A 23740-nucleotide genomic window follows, 5' to 3' on the forward strand; every position below is an offset into this window, starting at 1 on the left:
CTACGGAGAGGATCGGATAAATAGCGAAAAGCCTTGCTTTGCCCAAGCAGTGGGAAGCAAGGCTTTTTTCGCTCGCCCGCTGATCCGGATGGAGCACTAACGTATAACCCGCTGGCAAAAGCTTCAGGCTGTCCAGCAGTGGCCATTTTCACAAGGGACAAACAAAGAGAAAATGTTCGCAAAAATCCGGCATGTTTTGCTAAACTGGGATAGATAGACAAGGAAAGGCTGATCGGGGAGGGACTACCGTGTTCGCGAAATATGTGTTTCTTTTGCTTACGAGCTTTAGTTTGGCTGCAACCGCAACGGCAATCGGTTCGGCAGCCAGCGTGGCGACGGGCCTGCAACAGACTGCGCCGAGCCAGACCGCAACAGGTCAAGCGAATGCTGCGCAGGAGCTGGCGCAAGTTTCGCTCGTCCACGCGTTCCAGGGCGGCCAATGGCAACAGGACGCGCTGGGCAAATTTTTGGGACAAGCCGTCAAGTCGTTCGACGATTATGTGTATTATCAGGCGGGGATTGCCGTCAAGTGGGATGAAAACGGGCGAGCGTTCGGGGTGTTGGCAGAGCCTGGCTTCAAGGGAGAAATCGTTCCGGGCATTACCGTTCAGACGTCGCAGCAGGAGATTTTGCGCAAGCTGGGCACGCCAGCCTTCACAGAACAGGAGTACGGGCTGATCGGCTATTCTTACCAGGATTACTACTTGTTTGTCACGTTTGCCGAGCAAAAAGCGAAGGCGTTTTCCCTCTATCGCCGCGATCGCGTTCCCGACACGCGGGCGCTCGTCGATATGGCGCAGCATTTGCAAGCGTATGGCGAAAAGCTCGCCGAGCCGGCTGCTTCCGGGCCTTTTTCGATTTTTGCCGCCTGGGGTCAGCCTGATTTTACTTACCATCTGCACGGAATCGGCACGTATGCCTGGGAGTATCCGTCCAGAGGAATCGCCTACGACGGTGCGCCGGAAGAGGCGACATTGACGATCTACAGCAATTTTCCGGCAAAAGACGCGCTGCCTGCCTTGGCGAAGCTTCCCTATGTGAGCATCTCCCCGGAAGATGCGCTGTTTGTGGCCGAAAAGCAACGAATCGAGCAGGAAAAGGCCAATCTTTTGCAAGCGAAAAGCGAAGGGATTTTTGCGCCGGACCGAAAAACGGTGGCAGTCATCGACTCGGAAGTTCTCTACAGTTCCGCCAGCATCCGTTTTTACGATCCGAATGACAAGCCCGTCGCCCAGTTGTTTCCGGGGCATTACGTGAATAAAGCCGTCTGGCTGGACAACAACTGGATCTATTACGAAACGATGATGGGGGCTGGTGTCTACCATGTACCCACGCAAAAGGCGACTGTCATTTTGTCCTGGGACGAGCAGCAGGCGGCGCCGATCACGATGTTTGACGTCAACGAAACGCATCTCGACCTGGCGAAAAAGGAGATTGCGTTCGTGAGCGCGGACAGCCGCACGTACACCGTGCAATACCAGCTTGCCGGGGAGCGCGTCTTCCTTGCCTGGAAAAAATAAAGCCACCTCCACGTGTACTGGAGGTGACCAAACCGCTGTCTGTTCATTCGCTTTGCTCGCCTTCCTTTTCCGCCAAATACGCGCGCATGCCGCGCACGAACAGCTCGCGGATTACCTCATGCTGTGTCTTGCTGCTGACGAGCGCGCGAATTTGCTCCAGCTCTGCAACCAGCTCGGAATCCAGGTGCAGGTTGACGGTCTTTCCTTTGTGGCGCGGGTGAATTTCCCCGTGTCCGCCGCTCTCGCGGATTTGTCCGTCTACAATCGTGCGCGGATCGAGCTGCGCCGGGTCCGGTATGTACAGGCAAGGCGCTTCCAAAATAATATGGGTCAGTTCTTCGCTGAAACGAATGGCGAGGGGCTGCCCCTTTTTTTTGTGAAAATCGCGAATTTGTCGGGACAACTCCTGATTGTCCGCGGTATTTTCCAGCATGATGACGGCCAGTTCCATAGTGCCTCCTTACGGGAGAAACAACTCTTCTTCCGGTACTTGAAGCACGACTTCTCCCGTTGTCTCCAATTGAACTTGGTAGAAAAAGCGCAGGTCACGGCGCGACACAGCAGTGACCAATGCCCAGTCTGCGTCCCGGCTGGCACGGCGAAGCTGCACGCGGTCCAGCACTTCGTACGCGGGGACGAGCAGTCCTTTTTCGTACAAAAACGACAGCACCGCCTCGCGCGGATACAGAAACCGTTTGTTGCCCTGTTTGCTCGCCAAAAGCGGAAAGGCTTCCCGTTCGTCCACGCCCTCGCCCAAATAGCCGTGATCCGACCATCGTTTGATCGTGGCCATGCTGCCGATGCGGACCTGCTTTTGCTCCAATAGCTCGAGAATTTCCCGCGAGGACATGTACGCTTTGCGCTGTTCCGACTGCTCGTGATAGCGTTGTTGCTCGTTTTCCAGTTCGGCAAGCAGCGCGGCAAGCTCTGCGATTTGCTGTTTGACCTGCGCGATTTTGCGGGCGTAGTCCTTCATCGTGACAGACTCCTTTGCCGACGTGGTTACTGTTAGCCTATTCGGACGTGAAATCATTCATGACTGCGAGCGGCGATTGATTTCACTGCGAACATATGGCGATAGGAAATGAAACAAGCATAAAACGGCGATGTTGCACATTGATTAATAGCAAGCATCTTATTCGAGCTGGCAAGGAGGCTGTATATGGATGAGCGTCCCGAATGACCTGCAAAAAAACTTCAGCGAAGTGGTGAGCGCCCTCAAGCCGAAGGAAGCGATCGATGAAGCGAATCGCTGTCTGTACTGCTACGACGCGCCCTGTATCAAGGCTTGTCCCACCTCGATTGACATTCCTTCGTTCATTCGCAAAATCGCGACAGGCAATCTGCTCGGCTCTGCGAGGACGATCATGGAATCCAATCCGGTTGGGGCAAGCTGCGCGCGCGTTTGTCCGACGGAGGAGCTGTGCGAGGGAGCCTGTGTGCTCAATCACGCCTCCAAACCGATCATGATCGGGCTATTGCAACGCCATGCGACAGACTGGGCGATCCGCAACAACGCGGCCTTGTTTCAAAAAGGCGATCCGAACGGCAAGCGGGTGGCGATTATCGGAGCGGGGCCAGCCGGGCTGTCGGCGGCGCGAGAGCTTGCCCGGCTCGGCTACGAGGTCACGATCTACGAGGCAAAAGAAAGAGCGGGCGGGCTGAACACATACGGCATCGTGTCTTTCCGGCTGCCGCAGGAAATATCGCTCTGGGAGGTCGAGCAGGTCGAGGCGTTGGGCGTGACGATCAAGACGAACACGCGGATCGGCGTCGACATCATGCCAGACGAGCTCGTTGCCAACTACGATTCGGTGTTGCTGGCGGTGGGGATGAGCAGCGTGCCTTCCTTGCATATTCCCGGGGAAGAGCTGGAAGGGGTACTGGATGCGATTGCCTTGGTAGAAGATACGAAAACGAAGCCGCTTACCACGGACATGGTCGGCAAAAAAGTGGTCGTGATCGGCGCCGGAAATACGGCGATTGACGCCGCGACCTGTTCGAAGCGGCTGGGGGCGGACAATGTGCAGATTTTGTACCGCAGAACGGTGCAGGAAATGAGCTGCTACCAGTTCGAATACGAGTTCGCCAAGCAGGACGGCGTGGAGTTTCGCTGGCTCGTGGCTCCGACGCGCGTTTTGGGGAACAAAGGGCGCGTGACAGGGCTGGAGCTGATCCGGATGGAGCTGGGAGAGCCGGATGCGAAAGGCCGAAAACGTCCGGTACCGATCCCGGGCAGCGAGTTTTTCATCGAGGTGGACTTTGTCGTTAAAGCGATTGGGCAAAATCGCCACCTGTCGCTGATCGACCAGCTTGGCCTGCAGCATCAAAACGGCACCGTCACCGTCGAGGACGGCACCTACCGGACGTCGCACCCGAAAGTGTTTGCCGCAGGGGACGTCATTTTTGGCGGAGGAAAAACGGACGCGATGGTCGTCGACGCGGCCAATCACGGAAAGCGTGCCGCTTATGCCATCGACAAGGCGATCCGCGACCAGAAGCAGCTTGTCTAGGGAGGTAATGTACAGAAGATTCTGACCGAAATCTGAAAGCGTTATTTGCAGAGCGTGAACCTAGCAGGGGAGTACGGCGTGCCCGTGGCAGCGCCAAAAAGATGGAGGAGAGCAATCATGGCCGATCTTTCTATCAATCTAGCAGGGATTACATCCCCGAATCCGTTCTGGCTGGCATCTGCGCCACCGACGAACTCGGGTTACCAGGTCCAGCGGGCTTTTGAGGCGGGCTGGGGCGGAGCTGTCTGGAAAACGCTGGGAGAGCCGATCATCAACGTCACGTCGCGGTTTGCCGGACTGACTTTTGGCGGGCAGCGGGTATTCGGGTTCAACAACATCGAGCTGATTACCGACAAACCGCTTGAGGTCAATTTGAAGGAAATGGATGAGACGAAAAAACGGTTTCCCAAGCATACGCTGATCGCCTCGCTGATGGTCGAGCACAAGCAGGAGGCGTGGCATGAGATCGTCAAAAAAGTGGAGGCGATTGGCGTCGACGGCCTGGAATTGAACTTCGGCTGTCCGCACGGCATGGCGGAGCGCGGCATGGGTTCGGCTGTCGGGCAGCACCCCGATCTCATTCGCCAGCAGGTCGAATGGGTAAAAGAAGTGGCCCAGACGCCTGTCATCGTCAAGCTTACCCCGAACATTACCGATATTCGCTTTACTGCCAGGGCGGCTTCGGCGGGCGGAGCGGACGCGATCAGCATGATTAATACGATCAACAGCCTGATGGGGGTAGACCTGGACAAATGGCTGCCGATACCGCACGTGGACGGAAAAGGAGCGCACGGCGGCTATTGCGGACCAGCGGTGAAACCGATAGCCCTGAACATGGTCGCCGAGTGTGCGCGCGATCCGTTTGTCGGCGTGCCGATTTCGGGCATCGGCGGGATTTCCAACTGGCGGGATGCCGTCGAGTTTTTGCTGATGGGTGCGACTGGCGTGCAAGTCTGTACCGCCGCGATGCACCACGGCTTTCGGATCGTCGAAGACATGATCGACGGCTTGAACAACTACCTCGACCAGCGCAAAATCGCCTCGGTCATGGACATCGTCGGCAAGGCCGTGCACACGTATTCGGACTGGGGCCATTTGAACCTCAACTACAAAGTAGTCGCCCGCATCCACGAAGAAACCTGTATCAACTGCAACAAATGTCATATCGCCTGTGAGGACACTTCGCACCAATGCATTGATATCGTCAAGGACGCCGCAACGGGAAAAGAGCGGTTGGTAGTGCGCGAGGAAGACTGCGTCGGCTGCAACCTGTGCTCGATTGTCTGTCCGGTGGAAGGAACGATCGAGATGGTGGAGATTCCGACGGGCAAGCCGCCGCTTTCCTGGAACCAGCGCCAGGCTGCTTTGGCAGGCGGGGGCAGTTGCGAGACGTAAGTTCTAGGGCCGATGGCATGAATGGGGCGTCTGCGGCATAGCATGTACGAGGAACGGGATGTCTCATTTATGCACGGCAGGGGAAAGGAGCGAGGAAGGTCATGAAAAAATGGATTCGCAACGGGACGGTTGTGACGGCGTCAGACACGTATCAGGCAGACGTGCTGATCGACGGCGAAAAAGTCGTCGCGATCGGCTCGGACCTGCAAGCAACAGATGCGGAGGTTATCGACGCAACCGGGTACTATTTGCTTCCGGGCGGCATTGATCCGCACACGCACCTCGACATGCCGTTTGGCGGCACGGTTACATCCGATAACTTTTTCACGGGCACAAAAGCCGCCGCATTCGGCGGGACGACGAGCATCGTGGACTTTTGCCTGACGAGCAAAGGGGAGTCGCTCCACTCCGCGATTGCGACCTGGCACGAAAAAGCGAGAGGCAAAGCCGTCATCGACTACGGCTTTCACCTGATGGTGTCGGATGCCAACGACCAGGTGTTGGAAGAGCTGGAGTCGGTCGTGAACAACGAAGGGATCACGTCGCTCAAAGTATTCATGGCGTACAAAAACGTGCTGATGGCCGACGACGAAACTTTGTTCAAGACGCTGATCCGCGCCAAGGAGCTAGGGGCGTTGGTCCAAGTGCACGCCGAGAACGGGGACGTGCTCGATTATTTGACCAAGCAGGCGCTGGCCGAAGGAAATACCGATCCGATCTACCACGCCTACACCCGTCCGCCGGAAGCGGAGGGAGAGGCGACAGGCCGCGCGATTGCGCTCACGGCGCTCGCGGATGCCCAGTTGTACGTCGTGCACGTGTCCTGCGCCGACGCCGTTCGCCGGATCGCCGAGGCGCGCGAAAAAGGCTGGAACGTCTACGGAGAAACATGTCCGCAATATTTGGTGCTCGATATCACCGCGCTGGAAAAGCCGGACTTCGAAGGGGCGAAATACGTCTGGTCCCCGCCGCTGCGGGAAAAGTGGAACCAGGACGTACTGTGGAGCGCGCTGAAAAACGGGATTTTGCAAACAGTTGGTTCCGACCACTGTCCGTTCAACTTTTCCGGGCAAAAAGAGCTGGGCCGCGGAGATTTTACGAAAATTCCGAATGGCGGCCCGATCATTGAGGATCGCATGACCATCCTCTTTTCCGAGGGCGTGCGCAAAGGCAAAATCAGCCTGAATCAATTTGTGGACATCACCTCCACCAAAGTCGCCAAGCTGTTTGGCATGTTCCCGCAAAAAGGCACGATTGCGGTTGGCTCCGATGCGGACATCGTCTTGTTCGACCCGACTGTGCAGCGGACGATTTCGGTGGAGACGCACCATATGAATGTGGACTACAACCCGTTTGAAGGCATGCAGGTTCACGGCGACGTCATTTCTGTGCTTTCCCGCGGCGCGTTCGTCGTCCGCAACAAGCAGTTCGTCGGCCATGCGGGGGCGGGCCGCTACGTGAAGCGGTCGACGTTTGCCAGACCATAGCCAAATGCAAATGCTGGGGTGAGGAGGAGCAAGATGGCGGATAAAGTGACGATCGGGCTGATTCAGGCCAAAAATGACGTGCACGGCGACGAGCCGGTTCATCTTCACAAGGAAAAGGCGATCGAAAAGCATGTGAAAATGGTGCGGGAGGCTGCTGGCAAAGGGGCGCAGATCATCTGTCTGCAAGAAATTTTTTACGGCCCTTATTTTTGCGCGGAGCAAAGCACGAAATGGTACGAAGCGGCGGAAGAGGTGCCGAACGGCCCGACTGTGCAGCAGTTTTCCGCGCTGGGCAAGGAGCTCGGGACCGTGCTGATCTTGCCCGTGTATGAAAAGGTCGGCATCGGCACCTACTACAACACGGCGGCCGTCATTGATGCAGACGGCACGTACCTGGGCAAATACCGCAAGCAGCACATCCCGCATGTAGGGGTGGGCAGCAGCGGCTGCGGCTTCTGGGAAAAGTATTACTTCAAGCCGGGAAACTTGGGATACCCGGTGTTCGATACGGCTTTCGCCAAAGTCGGCGTGTACATCTGCTACGACCGCCATTTTCCGGAAGGGGCGCGGCTGCTTGGCCTAGGCGGCGCCGAGATCGTCTTCAATCCTTCCGCCACCGTCGCCGGCCTGTCCGAGTATTTGTGGAAGCTCGAACAGCCCGCACACGCGGTGGCAAACGGCTACTACGTCGCCGCCATTAATCGGGTTGGGACGGAAGCGCCGTGGAACATGGGGGAATTTTACGGACAGTCATACCTGGTCGATCCGCGCGGACAGTTTGTCGCTGTCGGCAGCCGCGATCAAGACGAGGTGATTGTGGCGGAGATGGACCGCGAAAAGATCAGAGAAGTGCGGGATACGTGGCAATTTTATCGCGATCGTCGCCCGGAGACGTACGACGACATGGTGAAGTTGCTGCCGTAAGACGAGGTGAGGGAGGCGCCAGGCATGCGTCTTCCTCCTTTTCCTATGTGGGCACGATTTTGGTTTTGCGAAAAACGCCGGAAAGGAGCGGCCAGATCATGAAGCAGACCGTTTATCGCGGAGTGGAGTATCAGGAAGCGCTGCGGGTAGTCAGGGCGCAGCGCTACGAACGGGCAGAACGCCGCCAGTTTACGAATGGAGCGAGCGCAAAGGCGGTGTTCGGGTCGGGCGTCTATTTGGTGAGCAATCCGGTCGTCGCGGCACAGTACGCGATCTGCCACGCCGAGACGATCGGGGACAAAGCCGCCGTGCTTCAGCAGCAGGTGGCTTTGCCGGGGCTGTTCTGTTTGGACGAGCGCTTCGGCGAAAATGAATTGCGCAGCGAGGCGCTGCGGCACAGGCACGGGGCAGATGAGCTGGCGCGGCGCGCGGCCGGGCTTGCGCACGAGGAATGGCTGGAATGGACCGGAGATGAGGTGCGGGCCTACCTGCTCGCCTGTGGATACCGGGGGATTCGCTACTGGATCAGCCCGGAACTTACGTACTATGTTTGCTATGAGCCTGACGCGCAAATCGAAGACATTTCGCTTCTCTCTGTGCTCGAAGTGTGAGAAATCACCCAAGACTATCGACGGATTCGCCAGAGTTTGGTAAGATTTGGACAGTATTCGAGCTTTTTCAACTTACTACTATGGACACGGGAGGATTACCTACAGCAATGAATCTACTACGTAACCTCAGCACTAGAGCCAAAATGTTCAGCTTGGTCGTCTTGATGGCGATCTTCTTGTGCAGCATCGGCATCACGGGTTATTTTCACGTGAAAGTATCCGGGGAACGGATGCAGGCCATGTATGAGGAGCAACTGCTTCCAGTGAAGTGGATTAACGACTGGCGACAAGACATTCGGGCTATTGACGGGTTGATCTACAAAATGATTCTCGATCCTGCCCCTGCTGTCTTCGCGCAGTACAAGGCCGAGCTGGACCAGCGCATCGCCTCTGCCGACCAGACGTTTAGGTACCTCCAGAACTCTCGCCTGGACGAAAAAGAACAAGAGCGCGTCAGTAAGCTGAAGGAGCTTCTGGAACAGTACAGCAAAGACCAGAACGAGGTTGTCCAACTGATTAAGGAAAACAAGACCGATCAGGCTTACGCCTACTATCGGGCGACGGACAAAACGCTCAGTTGGATCAATCAGGAACAACTGGAATGGGCGAACTACAAGTCTTCCCAGGCGGATCGGATGCAGCAGCAAAACTGGGACGATTCGAAAAAAGCGGTGCTGCTTTTGCTGATCGTCGGGGGAGCTTCGATCGTCCTGGCGGGCGGACTCGGATTTTTGATCTCCCGGATGATTGCCGATCCGCTGCGCGTCGTCGCAAGCCGCATGGAAGATTTGGCTCAGGGGAACTTGGCGGTTGCTCCGGTGACTTACGTAGCAAAAGACGAGGTCGGCAAGCTCGGGATTGCCTTCAACGAGCTGGTCGCCAACTTCCGTTCCTTGATCGAGCAAGTAAAAGTCGCAGGAGAGCAAGTCGCAGCTTCCTCCGAGGAACTGTCGGCAAGCGCCCAGCAATCCGTGCGGGCCACAGAGCAGGCGATGGGAAGCGTCGAGCAGATTGCGACGACGGCCGAAGTGCAGACCCAGCGCACACAGGAAAGCGTGCGCGTCATGGAGGAAATGTCTGTTGCCATTCAACGGATTGCCGACACGTCCAGCGCCGTTTCCGAAGCATCGGTAGTGGCAGCGGATGATGCGCAGCAAGGGAATATCCAGATTCAGCAAGCGGTCTTCCAAATTGATTCTCTCTCCCAAGGCGTGAACCACGCGGCAGACCTCGTTCAGCAGCTCGGCGTCCGCTCGGAAGCGATCGGGAAAATTGTCGATGTAATCACAGGCATCGCCTCCCAGACCAATTTGTTGGCGCTGAATGCGGCGATTGAGGCAGCGCGGGCCGGAGAGCAGGGCCGGGGCTTTGCCGTGGTGGCGGATGAGGTTCGCAAGCTGGCGGAGCAATCCGAGGAATCGGCGCGGGAAATCGCCCGCCTGATCGGAGAAATCCAGCACGAGACAACCCAGGTCGTCTCCGTCATGCTGGCCGGGACCGAAGAGGCGAAAAAAGGGGCTGCCGCCGTTCAGGAGGCGGGAAAAACGTTCGAGCGCATCGTCGTTTCCTCCAAGGACGTGGCAGGCCAAATCCAGGAAGTATCCGCAGCGACCGAGCAAATGTCGGCGAGCGTGCAGCAGGTTGCTTCCGCCATGGACGAGATGAACAGGCTGTCGGAGGAAGCGGCCGTACATACGCAGTCTGTCTCGGCCGGAGCAGAGGAGCAGCTCGCTGCGATGCAGGAAATTGCCCGCTCCAGCAACAATTTGAACGAGCTGTCCCACGAATTGCAGGAATCGATCAGCCAATTCAAATGGTAGTGTGTTTTTGCGGCAACAAGCAAAAGACTGGCAACCCGTTATGGTTGTCAGTCTTTTTTTGCCGTGATGCGGATTCCGATTCAGGAAGCGCGCGACTCCTGCGCTTGTGTCGTGATCTGGTCGTACTCTTTTTGGCTCATGATCGAGGCGTCGTTTTTCATCATCCACGTGTAGATCGCAAGCGAAATCAAGAGCCCGACCGTCCAGGCGTTGTCCCAAATGATATGGAAGCCGGGGATGTACTTGCTGACAAACGGAATCGCAATCCCGATCAGCATGGCCCAGATCGCTCGCATGTTAAAGCCTGTCTTGTAGGCGTACATGCCGTTCGGTTTGTACAGCTCCGTCAGATGGATGCGTCTTTTGCGCACGAGCCAGTAGTCAGCAATCGCAATTCCGTCAATCGGGCCAAGCAACGCGCCATACGTACCGAGCCAGAGGAAGATATAATTACCGAAATTTTCCAAAATATACCACGGCTGCATGAGCAGGGAGACGACACCGGCGATGATCGCTCCGGCCTCGTAGGAGAGACGGCGTGGCGCGAGGTTTTCCACGGCGCGGGCGGGGGCGACGATGTTGGCGGCCACATTGGTGGTCAAGGTGGCGAGAATGATGCCGATCGTGCCGAGGAAGATGGCGAGCGGCGAAAACTTCGCCAGTACGGCGGCAGGGTCCCACAGCGCTTCTCCGTAAATGACGACGGTAGCGGAGGCGACGGCTACCCCGATGAAGGAGAAGAAGCCCATGGTCGTCGGCAAGGACGAGGATTGGCCGACGATTTGCGCTTTTTGGCTTTTCGCGTAGCGACAGAAGTCCGGAATATTGAGCGCCATGGTTGCCCAGAAGGCGATCGCGCCTGTCAGTGCCGGGAAAAAGACCTTCAAAAACTCGCCGGCAGAGGTGAATGTGGATGGAGCGGAGAGCATCGGCCCCCATCCGCCTGCTTTGGTCAGCGCCCAGACGAGCAAGGCCAGGCTCATGATAATCAGGATCGGCGCTGCCCAGGCTTCCATCTTTTTGATCGCTTCCGGACCGCGATAGGCGACCCATACGTTCAGGAGCCAAAAGCCGAAAAAGGAAATCCACAGATGGCCGGGGACACTGGCCCAGTCTGTCATCGACATGAGCAGCGTATCAATGGCGGCTCCGCCGAACCAACAGTTGATGCCAAACCAGCCAGCTCCGATCAGCCCGCGAGCGACCGCTGGAATGTGAGCGCCCTTGGAGCCGAACCAGAGCCGGGCGAACACAGGGTAGGGGATGCCGAATTTCGTCCCGGCATGGGAGTTGAGAAGGATAGGGATAAGGACAATACAGTTTCCGAGAATAATGGTCAAGATCGCCTGCCACCAGTTCATGCCCAACGAGATCAGCCCGGCTGCCATCGCGTACGTGGGAAGACAGATCGACATCCCGATCCAGAGGCTGGCAAAGTTGTACGCGGTCCACGAATGCTCAGCTTTCGTCGTCGGCCGCAGCCCTTCATTGTAGAGCGAGCTGTCTTTGATAAGGTCTTCCCCTGCTTTTGTCAGGGTGACAATTCCATTTGCATCTTCCTGCGTCTTCATTTTCTTTCCCTCCTTTTTTTGACAAAATCGCTGGCATTCGGACAACCGCCCCCAGGTTGTCTCGAATACAAGTTGTAACATTATATTGGGGGAAAGAAGCCCTAAGTACAGCTTTTTCCCGGGCAAAAAAAACGTCTGGAACGATTCGTTCCAGACGTACGGCAGGTGGCAATGCTATGCTTTTGGGAAATATTCGTTCCAGCGTTTGTCGACCAATGCCGATATTTCCGGCAGCGTCTCTACTTCATCCGGGTAGAAAGGCTTCATCCGCGCATCGACGACCAGCGGCCCTTCGTAGCGGATTTTGTTGCGGACAATCGTCGACTTGGCGTACAGATCGTGAGCCGGGTCGAAACGAGTGAACACGGTCCAGAGGAAGCTGCTTTGCTTCTCGGCAATCGCCGCATCGTCCACCATGCAGATCATCGGCCAGTCTGCCAGATTTTCGTTGAGATAGGACAGCAACTCTTCGCCCAGCTCCGGCCTTTCGCTGAAGCTCGGCCCGGAAATGACCAGACATCCGGGGCAAAACGCGCGAATATCGGTTATGCTCGGAATGCCTTGTCCTTTGTACTCGCGTGGCAGCTCGCGGACGGGGTCGCCGATGCCGAGCATGATTCCTTTGGAGCCGTGGTTCAGCTTCCGTCCGGTGTAGTCGAGCGTATCGTTCGACGTATCGTTGACGATGAGCAGGTCGCGCTCCGGCTGGAAGCGAGCCAGGACGATTTCGAGGAAATGCTTGAAATTGCTCAGGTCACACGGCACATCGGTCACCATCAAAAACTTCGTCAACGTGAGCTGGCCTTCTCCCATGATGCGGAAGGCGTGCGCCATCGCTTCCTTATAGTAGCTTTCGCGCACAATCGCGCCGGCGAGCGCGTGGAAGCCTGTTTCCCCGTATGTCCAGAGCGCTTTGACACCCGGCATGACGACAGGGAAGAGAGGCGACAGCAGCCGTTGCAAATATTCCCCGATGTAATAGTCTTCCTGGCGCGGCTTCCCGACGACGGTGGCCGGATAGATCGCGTCTTTGCGGTGCCACATCTGCTTCACGTTGAACACCGGGAAGTCATGCTCCCAGGAGTAATAGCCGAAGTGGTCGCCAAAAGGCCCCTCAGGGCGTCTGATGTGCGGAGGAACTTCTCCCGCGAACACAAACTCGGCTTCCGCGACGATCCGGTGCGGATGGTTCGGCACCTCCGCCATTTTCAGCTTGTCGCCCATCAAGAGCGAGGCGAAGACCAGCTCCGGCACCATTTCCGGCAGGGGCGCGATCGCGGAGACGATCAGGGCAGGAGGGCCGCCGATCGTAAGGGTAACAGGCAGCGACTGGTTCCGTTTTTCGGCTTCGTGGTAGTGGAACCCGCCGCCTTTTTGGATTTGCCAGTGCATGCCCGTCGTGTTTTTGTCGTAAATCTGGATGCGGTACATGCCCAGGTTGTGCTCTTTTGTATCAGGGTGCTCTGTATAAACCAGCGGCAAGGTGACGAATGGACCGCCATCCAGGTGCCAGCTTGTCAAGGCAGGCAGCTTGGTCATGTCAACATCGGTTGTTGCGATTTGGGTCACAGGCGCTTGGGAGGCAGACACGGTTTTGGTGCCCGTGCGCATGACTTCCAACAGCGGCTCGCGCAGCTCCCACAAGCCGGAGAGCTTTGGCGGCAACAGCTTGTCCATCCCGTGCACCAGGTTGCGGACGACAGCCTCGGGTTTTGGCCCAAACGCCATGTCGACCCGCTCTACGGTCCCGAACAAGTTCGTGACCACGGGAAACGATTTTCCTTTGACATTGGTGAAAAGCAGAACAGGTCCGCCCTCTTCAATGACTCTGCGATGAATCTCGGCCAGCTCCAGATGGGGATCGACTGGTGCGTCGATCTCCACGACTTGTCCGGCGCGGTGCAATTGTTCTATGAACGAACGAAGGTTCGCGTGCATCTGTAGATACCTCCACATCCCCGTAATTCCCTTTTAACTGTACACGAACATAGGCGATGAAGCTACCTTTTTATCGGCCCGGGATGGTAAGATGAACCAAGAGGTGAGCGATTTGTGACTACTGCCCGAAAAGTGATGTCTCTGCAAACGAGAATGATTTTGCTCATTACGGTCGGCATTATTTTGATTATTTCGTCAGTTGGCGCCGTCTTCTCTTCCATCGTAGCCTCGTCGATCGAGGAACAGATCGGGAAAAAGGCGCTGAGCGTAGCCAAAATCGTCGCCCACGACCCCGAACTGCGCCGGGCTTTTCAAAGCAGCTCGCCGTCTGCGCTGATCCAGCCGATCGCGGAAAACGTCCGGCTGCAAACCGGAGCGGAATTTGTCGTCGTGGGCAACCGGGAAGGCATTCGCTACGCGCATCCGCTGCCTGACCGCATCGGCAAGTCGATGGTCGGCGGCGACAACGAGCCGGGGCTGACCCACGGACAGTCGTACATTTCCAAAGCGATCGGGAGCATGGGCCCTTCCTTGCGCGGCAAGGTGCCGATTCGCGACGACAATGGCGCGGTGGTCGGCATCGTGTCGGTCGGCTTTTTGCTGGAGGATATCGAAGAAGCCATTGGCGATTACCAGAAAAAAGTTCTGCTCATTACGCTGATCGCGCTCGTCTGCGGGATCGCCTTTGCCATCGGGCTGAGCCGCTATTTAAAAAGGCTGACGCTCGGACTGGAGCCGGAAGAGATCGCCGCTCTGTACGTGGAGCGCAACGCCGTGCTCGAATCCGTCCGGGAGGGGATCGTGGCGATTGACAGAAACAGCGAGATCACGATGATGAACAAGGCAGCGATCCGCATTCTCGAATTGCCGGAGGAAGACATTCACCGCAAGCACATTTTGGACGTGCTGCCGGATAGCCGCATGCCGGAGGTGCTGAAGACGGGGGAACAACAGCTCGACCGCGAGACGATCACGAGCGGCAAAGAAATCATCGTCAACCGCCTGCCGATCAAGCTCGGGGACAAGGTCGTTGGTGTCGTCAGCAGCTTTCGCCCGAAATCGGAGATCGACAAGCTCGCCTCGGAGCTGTCCCAGGTCCGGCGCTATGCGGATGTGCTACGCGCCCAGACGCACGAGTTCCACAACTTGCTGTACACGATCTCCGGGCTGTTGCAGCTCGGCTCGGTGCAGGAGGCGATCGAGCTGATTACGAGCGAGACATCGGCGCAGGAAGAGCTGATCCTGTTTGTCGCCAGACGGATTCCGGACCCGATGATTGGCGCTCTTTTGCTCGGCATGCACAACCGGGCGAAAGAGTTGAAAGTCCAGTTTGTGATCGACCAGGACAGCCATCTCGAAGCGCTTCCCGCGCATATCAACCGCCAGCAGGTGATCGTGCTGCTCGGCAATCTGCTGCAAAACGCGCTGGAAGCGGTCAACGATGCAGCCGTCTCGCAAAAGCGCGTCGACATTTACTTGGCCGACACGGAAGAAGAACTGCTGTTTGAGATAGCCGACTCCGGGCCGGGAGTGCCTGACGCATGGCGCGAGACCATTTTTGAAGACGGGTTTTCGACGAAAGCGGGCGAGGAGCGGGGGCTTGGCTTGGCAAAAGTGCGCGGAATCATCGAAGAGATGGGCGGCTACATCGTCGTCGGAAAAAGCGACTATGGCGGCGCGCTGTTCACCGTTTCCTTGCCGCGAGAAGGGAGGACTGGCAGTGAAGAAGCTTGAAGTGCTGATCGTCGAGGACGATTTGCGGATTATTGACATTAACCGAAGATTCGTGAGCAAGATCGAGGGATTCGAAGTGATTGCCACCGCCACCAACGGCAGCGACGCCAAAGAGCTGTTCGCCGCCATACGTCCCGATCTGGTTTTGCTGGACGTGTACTTGCCCGATATGCTCGGCACAGAGCTGGTCTGGTACATCCGCCAGCATTATCGCGAGGTGGACATCATCATGATTACGGCAGCCAAGGAGATGGAGATGGTCCAGGAAGCGCTGCGCGGCGGCGTTTTTGACTACATCGTCAAGCCGCTTGTGTTCGAGCGCTTTCGCGAGCGGCTGGAGAGCTATCGCGCCCATCTGGCACGGACGCGAGAGGCGACAGAGGTCGATCAGGATGTCATCGACCAGATGCTGACCAGGCGGCCGATCCAGGCGAAAATGCGCGAGTCAGCCGTGCCAAAAGGCATTGACCAGTTGACACTGGAAAAAGTGATCGAGGCGATCAGGCAGACAGGCGACAAAGGTGTCTCGGCAGAGGAGATCGGCCGCGAGATCGGCACCAGTCGGACGACGGCTCGGCGCTACCTGGAGCATCTGGTGCAGGAAAAAAAGGCGCGAGCCGACCTGATCTACGGCAGTGTCGGCAGGCCGGAGAGAAAGTACCGTTTTTTGCAAGAGCGGGCATGAACAATATGAACAAAAAGTTTAAAATTTTCTAAATATACCTTATGCACGAAAACTATTCCCCGCAAGACCCGGCATGATACGTTAATGACAAGCGTGGTAACGCTTACAAAAACGACGGGTTCGAGGGGGATTTTTGTTTGAAAAAGAAAAGATGCATGCTCATTACTTTGTCTGCTTTCTTTACGCTCGCGCTGGCCGCCTGTGGCGGGGTGAACAGCGGCTCGTCCGGCTCGGGCGCGCAGCCTGTGCCTACTGCATCCAACTATCCGGAAAAGCCGATCGTGTTCGTAGCTCCATCCGGGGCAGGCGGCGGCTGGGACAAGACAGCCCGCTCGCTTGGCAAAGTATTGAACGAGAGCAAGCTGGTGACCGAAGCGATTACGGTAGAAAACAAGCCAGGCGGCGGCGGGACCGTCTTCATGGCGGAATACGTCAGCAAAGACAAAGGCAACCCTTACAAGCTGTTCGTCAGCTCTCCGCCGATTCTCATCAACCATAACAAAAAAGAGGGGAACAGTCCGTTCGGTTTCCAGCATGTGACGCCACTGGCGCAAATGACGAAAGACTTTGGCGCCCTGGTCGTGCGAGCAGATTCGCCGTACAAGGATATGAAAAGCTTTTTGGACGAGCTGAAAAAAGACCCGACGAAAATGACGCTCGCAGGCGGTTCGGCTCCGGGTTCGATGGATCACCTCGTCAGCGTGTTGCCCGCCGCCAAATACGGCATGGACCCGAAAACGGTCAAGTACGTCTCCTACGACGGCGGCGGAGAAGCGATTGCGGCCTTGCTCGGCGGCAATGCCGACATGATCGCGACCGATGCCTCCGGCGTAGGAGAATATGTGAAGGCAGGCAAGGTTCGCGTGCTCGGCGTCACGTCGGAAGAGCGAATGGGCGGAGAGCTGAAGGACGTCCCGACCTTGAAAGAACAAGGAATTGATGCGACGTTTACGATCTGGCGCGGCGTATTCGGCCCGGCTGACATGCCTGCGGATGCCAAAGCGTATTGGGATACCAAGCTGAAAGAGTTGTCGGAGAGCGAAGCGTGGAAGCAGGAGCTTGCCGCAAACGGCTGGGAGAGCGAGTACAAGGACGCGGCGACCTTCACGGCGTTTTTGGAGGAGCAGGATCAGCTAGTAAAAGAGCTGTTGACCTCGCTTGGCATGGCGAAATAGGGAGAGGGCACTCCTCTCCTTTTTTTGCCCCGCTTTTTGCGGCGCGCGTCCGCTTTTCCTGGTGGAGAGAAAGACGCGTCTGCAACTCCCTTATCGAAAAAGGAGGTACGTATGAACGCAAGGTTTGATCGGTACGGCAGTATCGCTTTTGCGCTAGTGGGCGCTTTTTTCATCGCGGAGAGCCAGCATATATCGACCAGTGCATACGGCAGCCAGGTCGGGCCGAACATGTTTCCGTTCGGCTTGGGCATCTTGCTTGTCCTGCTCAGCCTGCGCCTGTTTTGGGAGACATTCCAGGCGAAAAACCGTGCCGTGGCAGAAGCGCCCGAAAAACTTTTGTACAAACGGTTTCTCCTGATGCTCGTGGCGACGGTGCTGTATGTCCTGCTTTTGGAGCCAATCGGGTATGTGATCGCTACCGCTCTGTTTCTTTACGTCACGTTTCTGGTCATGGGCAGCAAAAGCCAACTGCAATCGGCGGTTGTCTCCTTGCTGTTTTCCGTCGGCGTCTACGTGGTGTACGTGCAATTGCTGAAAGGAACGCTTCCAGGACTTCCAACCTGGCTCGGCGTCTAGGGAGGGATCGGAATGAGTGCGCTGGACTATTTGGCCGATGGATTTCTCATCGCTTTTCAATGGCATAACTTGCTTTACGCGTTTATCGGGGTGCTGATCGGGACGGCTGTCGGCGTGCTGCCGGGCATCGGGCCGATGAGCGGAGTGGCGCTGCTGATGCCGGTCACAGCTTCCTTGACGGCGGGCTTGCCGCCGGAGATGGCCGCGGCGAGCGCCCTGATTTTGCTGGCAGGCGTGTACTACGGCGCGATGTACGGCGGTTCCACCACGTCGATTTTGCTGAACACGCCAGGCGAATCGTCTTCGGTCGTCACGACCTTGGACGGGTATCAGCTCGCGCGGCAGGGACGGGCGGGAGCGGCGCTGTCGATTGCGGCCATCGGCTCGTTTGTGGCCGGGATCGTGGCGCTGGTCGCGCTCGTCTTTCTCGCCGATCCGCTCTCTGACCTCGCGCTGCAGTTCGGTCCGGCCGAGTATTTTTCGCTCATGCTGCTCGGCCTGTGCGCCGTGAGCGGGCTTGGCGGCAAGTCAATGACCAAGGCGCTGCTGATGACCGTCCTCGGGCTTTTGCTGGCCACGATTGGCATCGACAACGTATCGGGAGTCGCCCGCTTCACCTACGACATCCCCGACCTGTATCAAGGGCTGGAGTTTCTGACCATCGCGGTCGGCCTGTTCGCGCTAGGAGAGGTTTTCAAAACGATTCTGGAAAACGACCAGTCCTCGCAGGAAATTATCAAGGTCGGCCGGATTCTCCCGACGAAGCAAGACCTCAAGGAGAGTGCCGCTCCGATCGCGCGCGGTTCTTTGCTCGGCTTTTTCATCGGCGTGCTGCCGGGAGCAGGCGCGACGCTGGCCTCTTTCTTTTCTTATATTTTGGAGAAAAAATGGAGCAAGCACCCGGAGCGCTTCGGAAAAGGCGAGATCGCCGGAGTAGCCGCCCCGGAATCCGCGAACAATGCCGCCTCCGGAGGGGCAATGATCCCGTTGTTGACGCTCGGAATCCCGGGATCGGGGACGACCGCGATCTTGATGGGGGCACTGCTCATGTACAACGTCCAGCCGGGGCCGCTGTTGTTCAGCGATCATCCGCAAATCGCCTGGGGACTGATCGCGAGCATGTTCATCGGAAATCTGATGCTGCTCGTGCTGAACATGCCGTTGGTCAAAGTGTTTGCCAAAATTATTGAGACGCCGCCGCATTTTTTGATTCCGATGATTATCGCCATCTCTGTTTTCGGCGTCTACGCAGTACAGATCAGCACGTTCGACCTCATCCTGCTCGTCAGTTGCGGCATTCTCGGCTACTTTTTGAGCAAAAACGACTTTCCGCTCGCCCCGCTCGTACTGGGGCTGGTGCTCGGCCCGATGATCGAAAACAACATGCGCCGCGCGCTGACGACATCCAACGGCGACTTCTCGATTTTTTACACGAAGCCGCTGTCCGCCGTCTTTCTGCTGTGCGCGCTGGCCTGGCTCGTCGTGCCGCTGTTGTTGAAGCGGCGAGGAAAACAAGTCGTGATTAACGAAGAAGCCTGATTTTCCTTCAGGCATACAGCAGGGGATCCGTCCGCAAGCTGTTCGTCTGCCGGCTCGTTTGTCGCAAAGCTTCCTATCGCTTCTTGACAACGGCTTCCTCCCCCCTTATCATAGGAAAAATTTCGGGAAACTGTACTGCCCGGACAGCCGGGCAGTACAGCAGAGGAGAGACGAAGATGCGAACAATCGAGCCTGTCACATTGGAAGGAAAGCGGGTCAGACTGGAGCCGCTGCTCCCGGCGCATGTGGACGGAATTTTTGCTGCGGGGGCCTTTCCGCCAATCTGGTCGTACATGTCGGTGGAGATTCAGACGCGCGAAGACGCGCAAGCTTTTATCGAGCAGGCGCTGAAAAACGAGGCGGAGCAAACCGAGCTGCCCTTTGCCATCGTCAACCGCGCGGACGGGCAGGTCATCGGCAGCACGAGGTTTCTCGCCATTTCCCGCAAAGATCGCGGACTGGAAATCGGTTTTACGTGGCTGACCCCCGCCGTCTGGAAAACGGCTGTCAACACTGAGTGCAAATGGCTTTTGCTGCGCCACTGCTTCGAAGAACTTGGCTGCATTCGCGTCCAGTTGAAAACCGATGCGCGCAATCTCAACTCCCAGCGCGCCATCGCCCGCATCGGCGGCATCCGCGAGGGCGTGCTTCGCAATCATATGGTGATGCGGGACGGATACATTCGCGATTCGGTTTATTTCAGCATCCTCGACAGGGAGTGGCCGGAGGTGAAGCAACGGCTGGAAATGTTGCTGTTTGGTGAATAAAGGGGCGGGGCGATTGTAGGTCCAAAGCTGCATGTGTACAATAGGGATGAACCTTGAGGAATACCTCTAGTTGCGCTTAGAAAAGAGGGTGTACATGAGACTCCGCATCTTGCCAACCGGCTGCGTCCTGCTCGCCGGGGATCTGCTCGCCTTTTTGCTGTTTGTCTACTATGGAAAGCTGGCCCACAACTTGCCAGTCACGTTTCTCGGAATAGGCGAGACGCTGGCTCCGTTTTTGATCGGCTGGATCATCGCCATCCTCGTTTTTCGCACCTATGCGGAGCGCGCCTACTCGTCCTGGGGACGGCAGTTGCTCACGATGCTGTTCACGTGGACGCTGGCGGCTCCGATTGGCCTATTGATCCGCTCCTGGTGGACGGGCGTGCCGATCACGCTCATTTTTGCCGGCGTGACCTACTTCGTGACTCTGGCCTTTCTGCTTGGCTGGCGTCTGCCCTTTGCGCTGGTCCATGCGCTGTGGAAGCGGACCCGGCACCAGACCGTTCACTAATAAACCGTGCCAAATTGGTTACGCTATCCTGTGTGTGATGACCACAGGAGGTGAATCCGTTGGGCAAAAACAACAACAGCAAAGACTTGGGGAAAAACCGCGGGAAAACGCTCGATCACAACGATCAGAACACGAACCTGCGCCAATCCCACCACAATGACCGTAACGAAGGTACCTCCAAAGACCGCTGAGCTTTCAGCGGTTTTTTTCTGCTTTTCACCAGCCTGGCCCGCACAGCAAATGGTTCGATTCCGGACGAGTTGTGTTATAATAGGTTTTGTTTTTCAAGCGAGTGGAGGGGAAAACAGTATGACGGAACCGTTGCATGACGTACAGCCGGTGACCATGTCGTCACAGGCGTTTTTGATTTTGTGCCGACTCTACGACGGATGCTACGACGAGTTGAAGCAAAACGAGCAGCTTCGCGAGCTGGTCGAATCCATCGGGGATATGCTTTTGGCCGGAGTGGAGACGCTGGAGAAGCAAGAGATCAAGCCAAAAACGATTACCTTTCCACTGACGGTGCAGCAAGCGTTTTTCGTGCGGAGGCTAGTCGTGGAGCTGCTCGCGCAAGCGCCTGCCGGCAACGACGACAAGACGACGCGATGGCTGCAGGAATGCTTGACGGCGTTGTCCGGAGGCGGTGCCAGTGCCGATGCCAAAGCAGATGCGCACTAGCCGGGAGCTTCACGTCATTACGAGCGGCAGGCAAACGCTCGAAGAGGTGCTGCGGATGGCCGAGGCGGCCTATGCCGGAGGGATGGATTACCTGCATATTCGCGAAAAGCAGCGAACCGCCAGGGAATGCATGGACTGGGTTCGGGCTTTGGCGAATGTGGTTCCGCTCGCAAGCCTGCTGGTCAACGATCGGGTCGATGTGAGTGCCGCGTCCGGCTGTGCAGGCGCCCATCTGGCGTACCACAGTCTGGAGGTCAGCGACGCGCGGCAAGTGTTGCGGCGGGAACAAAAAGTAGGTCGCTCTGTCCATTCCTTCGCGGAAGCCGAACAGGCGGTGACAGCAGGGGCAGACTATTTGATGTACGGACACATTTTTCCAAGCGGCTCGAAGCCGAATCTCGCGCCCAGAGGGACGGGCGAGCTGATGAAAATAACGGCCAGGTGGACGGTTCCCGTGATCGGGCTTGGCGGGATTACGCCGGAGCGGACTGCTGAGGTACTCGCCGCAGGCTGCGCAGGCGTTGCCGTACTATCGGGAATTACCAATGCGGCAGATGCGAAGGCAGTGGCTATGGCTTATCGCGAGGCATTGGATCGTTGGGAGGGGAATGAAAAATGAACGACAGGCAAACACTTCGGGAAAAGATGGGCGTTTATTTGGTGATCGGCACCCAGGATTGCGGATTTTCCAGCGAGAAGACAATCGAAATCGCGCGCGAGGCGCTTGCGGGCGGAGTCGGTACGTTGCAGTTGCGCGACAAAGGCAGCAAGCTGACTTCCGAGGAGCGCCACGAGCTGGGACGGCAGCTTCAGCAGCTTTGCCGCGAAGCGCAAGCGCTGTTTTTCGTCAACGACGATGTGGAACTGGCTGTTCGGCTGCAAGCGGACGGGGTACACGTCGGACAGGATGACATGCAGTTGGCCGAGGTGAGAGCAAAAGTAGGCGAAGCCATGTACATCGGCGTGTCCGCAGGGACGGTGGAGGAAGCGCTCGCCGCCAAAAGCGGTGGTGCAGACTGCATCGGGGTAGGAGCGATGTTCGCCACTTCGTCGAAGGCAGATGCGGGCGAGCCGATTGGACCTGAGGGACTGCGCGCCATCCGGGAGGCTGTCGGCAGCGACTTGCCGATCGTGGGCATCGGCGGGATCACGCTTGAGAATGCAGAGCAGGTGCTACGCGCGGGAGCCGATGGCGTCGCTGTCATCAGCGCGATCAGCCGGGCCGACTCGCCCAGGAAAGCGGCGGCAGACTTGCTGCGGATTGTACGCTCGATCTAGCACGGACAAAGAGACGAATACATATGGTAGGGTAACATTACTCATTCACGAAGGAAACCGATACTGGCGACCAAAAGGAGGTGGAACCGATGAAAAATCGGATTTACCGGATCGGATACGAATGGGTCAGCAAACGGGAGTTGCTTGAGCGACTGTACTTGAACGACTGCATCCTGATGGAGCACAAGCGGCTCCAGCCGCCTCCGGACGATCAGGATACCGAATTGCCGCCGGAAAAAGAAGTCCATGCTGTCCTGATTCGCAGTCAGCGACGTCCGGGCGAATGGGTGACGTTTAACGGACTGTACGAGATTCAAACCCGCGAACCGATTCCGTGGATTGATTCTCCCCTGGAGTATCACCAGTTCGGAACGGAGTTGATTCCGGGCAACATCCGCCGGGAAAAAGCGCCCCAGGGCCGGATTCCGGCGAGGACGAAGCTGCAGATTGCCGCTGTTCGCCAGGATACCGTTTTTGTGACGGTACCCGGGCATCCATCCCGGCGCTACGAGATGGCTTTGGCTCATGCGCGCTTCGCCAAAGATTTTCCGACGGAACTTGAAATGAAGCTGCAAGTGTATGCGTTTCCACCGCGCCACGACATCTTCGTCGACTGGCTTTTGAAGGAAGGGCGGAAATCGGGAATCATCACACGGCCGAATCAGGAGAGAGTGGAGCGGTCCGCTTTCCAAGTATGGGATGACTTGCGCCAGGAGTACGGGCTCAGCGTCAGCGCGGCACTACTTGCGATCAAGCAGGCGCTGATCGTGCTGGATCGGGCAGGCGTGGAAACCGATTTTCCTTATCCGGTCCAGGAGCGCTCGGACCTTTCCTTGTTCAGCGAGACGGAGCGCGACGCTTTTTACTCGTACCAGTCCGTGCGCTGCGCCATGGCGGCTGTCGCGGCTTTGCTGACGGTTGATCCAAAAGACCCGTTGCAGGACACTTTGTTGATGGATATTATGCTGGAGCAGCAGATCAACCGCAGACGTGACTGACGCGTCTGCGGTTTTTTGTT

23 protein-coding genes are annotated in these 23740 nt (G+C 57.2%); 19 read left to right on the plus strand and 4 right to left on the minus strand.

Annotated elements, in window-relative coordinates; translation table 11 throughout:
• The first annotated feature begins 248 nt into the window (after nt 1–248).
• Nucleotides 249–1520, plus strand: coding sequence for a hypothetical protein (locus M655_RS12785; RefSeq protein ID WP_005830997.1), 1272 nt, complete (start codon nt 249–251; stop codon nt 1518–1520).
• A gap of 43 nt (nt 1521–1563) precedes the next feature.
• Here M655_RS12785 and M655_RS12790 read toward each other — a convergent pair whose 3' ends face one another.
• Nucleotides 1564–1971 carry a hypothetical protein gene (locus M655_RS12790; RefSeq protein WP_007780332.1) on the minus strand — a complete coding sequence of 136 codons (408 nt, stop codon included), beginning with the start codon at nt 1969–1971 and terminating at the stop codon, nt 1564–1566.
• A gap of 9 nt (nt 1972–1980) precedes the next feature.
• Nucleotides 1981–2496, minus strand: a complete 516-nt coding sequence (locus M655_RS12795) for a hypothetical protein (protein ID WP_026557269.1) — start codon at nt 2494–2496, stop codon at nt 1981–1983.
• A 190-nt stretch (nt 2497–2686) separates the two neighbouring features.
• On the opposite strand from M655_RS12795, the gene M655_RS12800 reads away from it, so the two are divergent.
• From M655_RS12800 to M655_RS12825, 6 genes are all read left to right on the plus strand, one after another.
• Nucleotides 2687–4033, plus strand: a complete 1347-nt coding sequence (locus tag M655_RS12800; RefSeq protein WP_025845926.1) for an NAD(P)-dependent oxidoreductase — start codon at nt 2687–2689, stop codon at nt 4031–4033.
• A gap of 117 nt (nt 4034–4150) precedes the next feature.
• Nucleotides 4151–5428, plus strand: a complete 1278-nt coding sequence (preA, locus tag M655_RS12805; protein WP_007780322.1) for an NAD-dependent dihydropyrimidine dehydrogenase subunit PreA — start codon at nt 4151–4153, stop codon at nt 5426–5428.
• A 101-nt stretch (nt 5429–5529) separates the two neighbouring features.
• Nucleotides 5530–6915: a dihydropyrimidinase gene (gene hydA, locus M655_RS12810; RefSeq protein ID WP_026557268.1), complete on the plus strand. Its 1386-nt coding sequence runs from the start codon at nt 5530–5532 to the stop codon at nt 6913–6915.
• A gap of 33 nt (nt 6916–6948) precedes the next feature.
• Nucleotides 6949–7839, plus strand: a complete 891-nt coding sequence (locus M655_RS12815; RefSeq protein WP_005830984.1) for a nitrilase-related carbon-nitrogen hydrolase — start codon at nt 6949–6951, stop codon at nt 7837–7839.
• Between the two features lie 98 nt (nt 7840–7937).
• The gene (locus M655_RS12820) at nt 7938–8450 is read left to right on the plus strand and encodes a hypothetical protein (RefSeq protein WP_005830982.1); all 513 of its coding nucleotides are present in this window, start codon (nt 7938–7940) and stop codon (nt 8448–8450) included.
• A 107-nt stretch (nt 8451–8557) separates the two neighbouring features.
• On the plus strand, nt 8558–10270 hold the full coding sequence (locus tag M655_RS12825; protein ID WP_026557267.1) for a methyl-accepting chemotaxis protein: 1713 nt from the start codon (nt 8558–8560) through the stop codon (nt 10268–10270).
• 80 nt (nt 10271–10350) lie between these two features.
• On the opposite strand, the gene M655_RS12830 is transcribed toward M655_RS12825, so the two are convergent.
• Both M655_RS12830 and M655_RS12835 read right to left on the minus strand, forming a co-directional pair.
• Nucleotides 10351–11841, minus strand: coding sequence for an NCS1 family nucleobase:cation symporter-1 (locus tag M655_RS12830; protein WP_005830978.1), 1491 nt, complete (start codon nt 11839–11841; stop codon nt 10351–10353).
• Nucleotides 11842–12015: 174 nt separating this feature from the next.
• Complete coding sequence (locus M655_RS12835; protein WP_026557266.1) at nt 12016–13779, minus strand: UbiD family decarboxylase; 1764 nt, start codon at nt 13777–13779, stop codon at nt 12016–12018.
• 135 nt (nt 13780–13914) lie between these two features.
• Here M655_RS12835 and M655_RS12840 point away from each other — a divergent pair, with 135 nt between their 5' ends.
• The 12 genes from M655_RS12840 (at nt 13915) to M655_RS12895 (ending at nt 23720) form a co-directional block, all read left to right on the plus strand.
• Nucleotides 13915–15513, plus strand: a complete 1599-nt coding sequence (locus M655_RS12840; RefSeq protein ID WP_206699192.1) for an ATP-binding protein — start codon at nt 13915–13917, stop codon at nt 15511–15513.
• The gene (locus M655_RS12845) at nt 15449–16198 is read left to right on the plus strand and encodes a response regulator (RefSeq protein ID WP_051353885.1); all 750 of its coding nucleotides are present in this window, start codon (nt 15449–15451) and stop codon (nt 16196–16198) included. The genes M655_RS12840 and M655_RS12845 overlap by 65 nt, the downstream gene beginning before the upstream one ends.
• A gap of 137 nt (nt 16199–16335) precedes the next feature.
• The gene (locus tag M655_RS12850) at nt 16336–17373 is read left to right on the plus strand and encodes a tripartite tricarboxylate transporter substrate binding protein (RefSeq protein WP_026557265.1); all 1038 of its coding nucleotides are present in this window, start codon (nt 16336–16338) and stop codon (nt 17371–17373) included.
• A 111-nt stretch (nt 17374–17484) separates the two neighbouring features.
• Nucleotides 17485–17949: a tripartite tricarboxylate transporter TctB family protein gene (locus tag M655_RS12855; protein ID WP_005830968.1), complete on the plus strand. Its 465-nt coding sequence runs from the start codon at nt 17485–17487 to the stop codon at nt 17947–17949.
• Nucleotides 17950–17961: 12 nt separating this feature from the next.
• Nucleotides 17962–19488: a tripartite tricarboxylate transporter permease gene (locus tag M655_RS12860; RefSeq protein WP_005830966.1), complete on the plus strand. Its 1527-nt coding sequence runs from the start codon at nt 17962–17964 to the stop codon at nt 19486–19488.
• A gap of 176 nt (nt 19489–19664) precedes the next feature.
• Nucleotides 19665–20255 carry a GNAT family N-acetyltransferase gene (locus tag M655_RS12865; RefSeq protein WP_026557264.1) on the plus strand — a complete coding sequence of 197 codons (591 nt, stop codon included), beginning with the start codon at nt 19665–19667 and terminating at the stop codon, nt 20253–20255.
• Between the two features lie 94 nt (nt 20256–20349).
• Nucleotides 20350–20766: a DUF3054 domain-containing protein gene (locus M655_RS12870; protein WP_007783927.1), complete on the plus strand. Its 417-nt coding sequence runs from the start codon at nt 20350–20352 to the stop codon at nt 20764–20766.
• Nucleotides 20767–20825: 59 nt separating this feature from the next.
• Nucleotides 20826–20957: a hypothetical protein gene (locus tag M655_RS12875; protein ID WP_260507540.1), complete on the plus strand. Its 132-nt coding sequence runs from the start codon at nt 20826–20828 to the stop codon at nt 20955–20957.
• Nucleotides 20958–21075: 118 nt separating this feature from the next.
• Nucleotides 21076–21444, plus strand: a complete 369-nt coding sequence (locus M655_RS12880; RefSeq protein ID WP_007783929.1) for a hypothetical protein — start codon at nt 21076–21078, stop codon at nt 21442–21444.
• Nucleotides 21422–22063 (plus strand): thiamine phosphate synthase, encoded by a 642-nt coding sequence (locus tag M655_RS12885; protein ID WP_237716644.1) that lies wholly within the window; start codon nt 21422–21424, stop codon nt 22061–22063. Before M655_RS12880 ends, M655_RS12885 begins: the two co-directional genes overlap by 23 nt.
• Complete coding sequence (gene thiE / locus M655_RS12890; RefSeq protein ID WP_005830956.1) at nt 22060–22722, plus strand: thiamine phosphate synthase; 663 nt, start codon at nt 22060–22062, stop codon at nt 22720–22722. The genes M655_RS12885 and thiE overlap by 4 nt, the downstream gene beginning before the upstream one ends.
• Nucleotides 22723–22811: 89 nt before the next feature.
• A complete protein-coding gene (locus M655_RS12895) occupies nt 22812–23720 on the plus strand; it encodes a hypothetical protein (RefSeq protein ID WP_026557262.1) in 909 nt (302 codons plus the stop codon).
• The last annotated feature ends 20 nt before the right edge of the window (nt 23721–23740 follow it).

The sequence above is a fragment of the Brevibacillus sp. NSP2.1 genome, from assembly GCF_000470975.2.
GTDB lineage: Bacteria > Bacillota > Bacilli > Brevibacillales > Brevibacillaceae > Brevibacillus > Brevibacillus agri.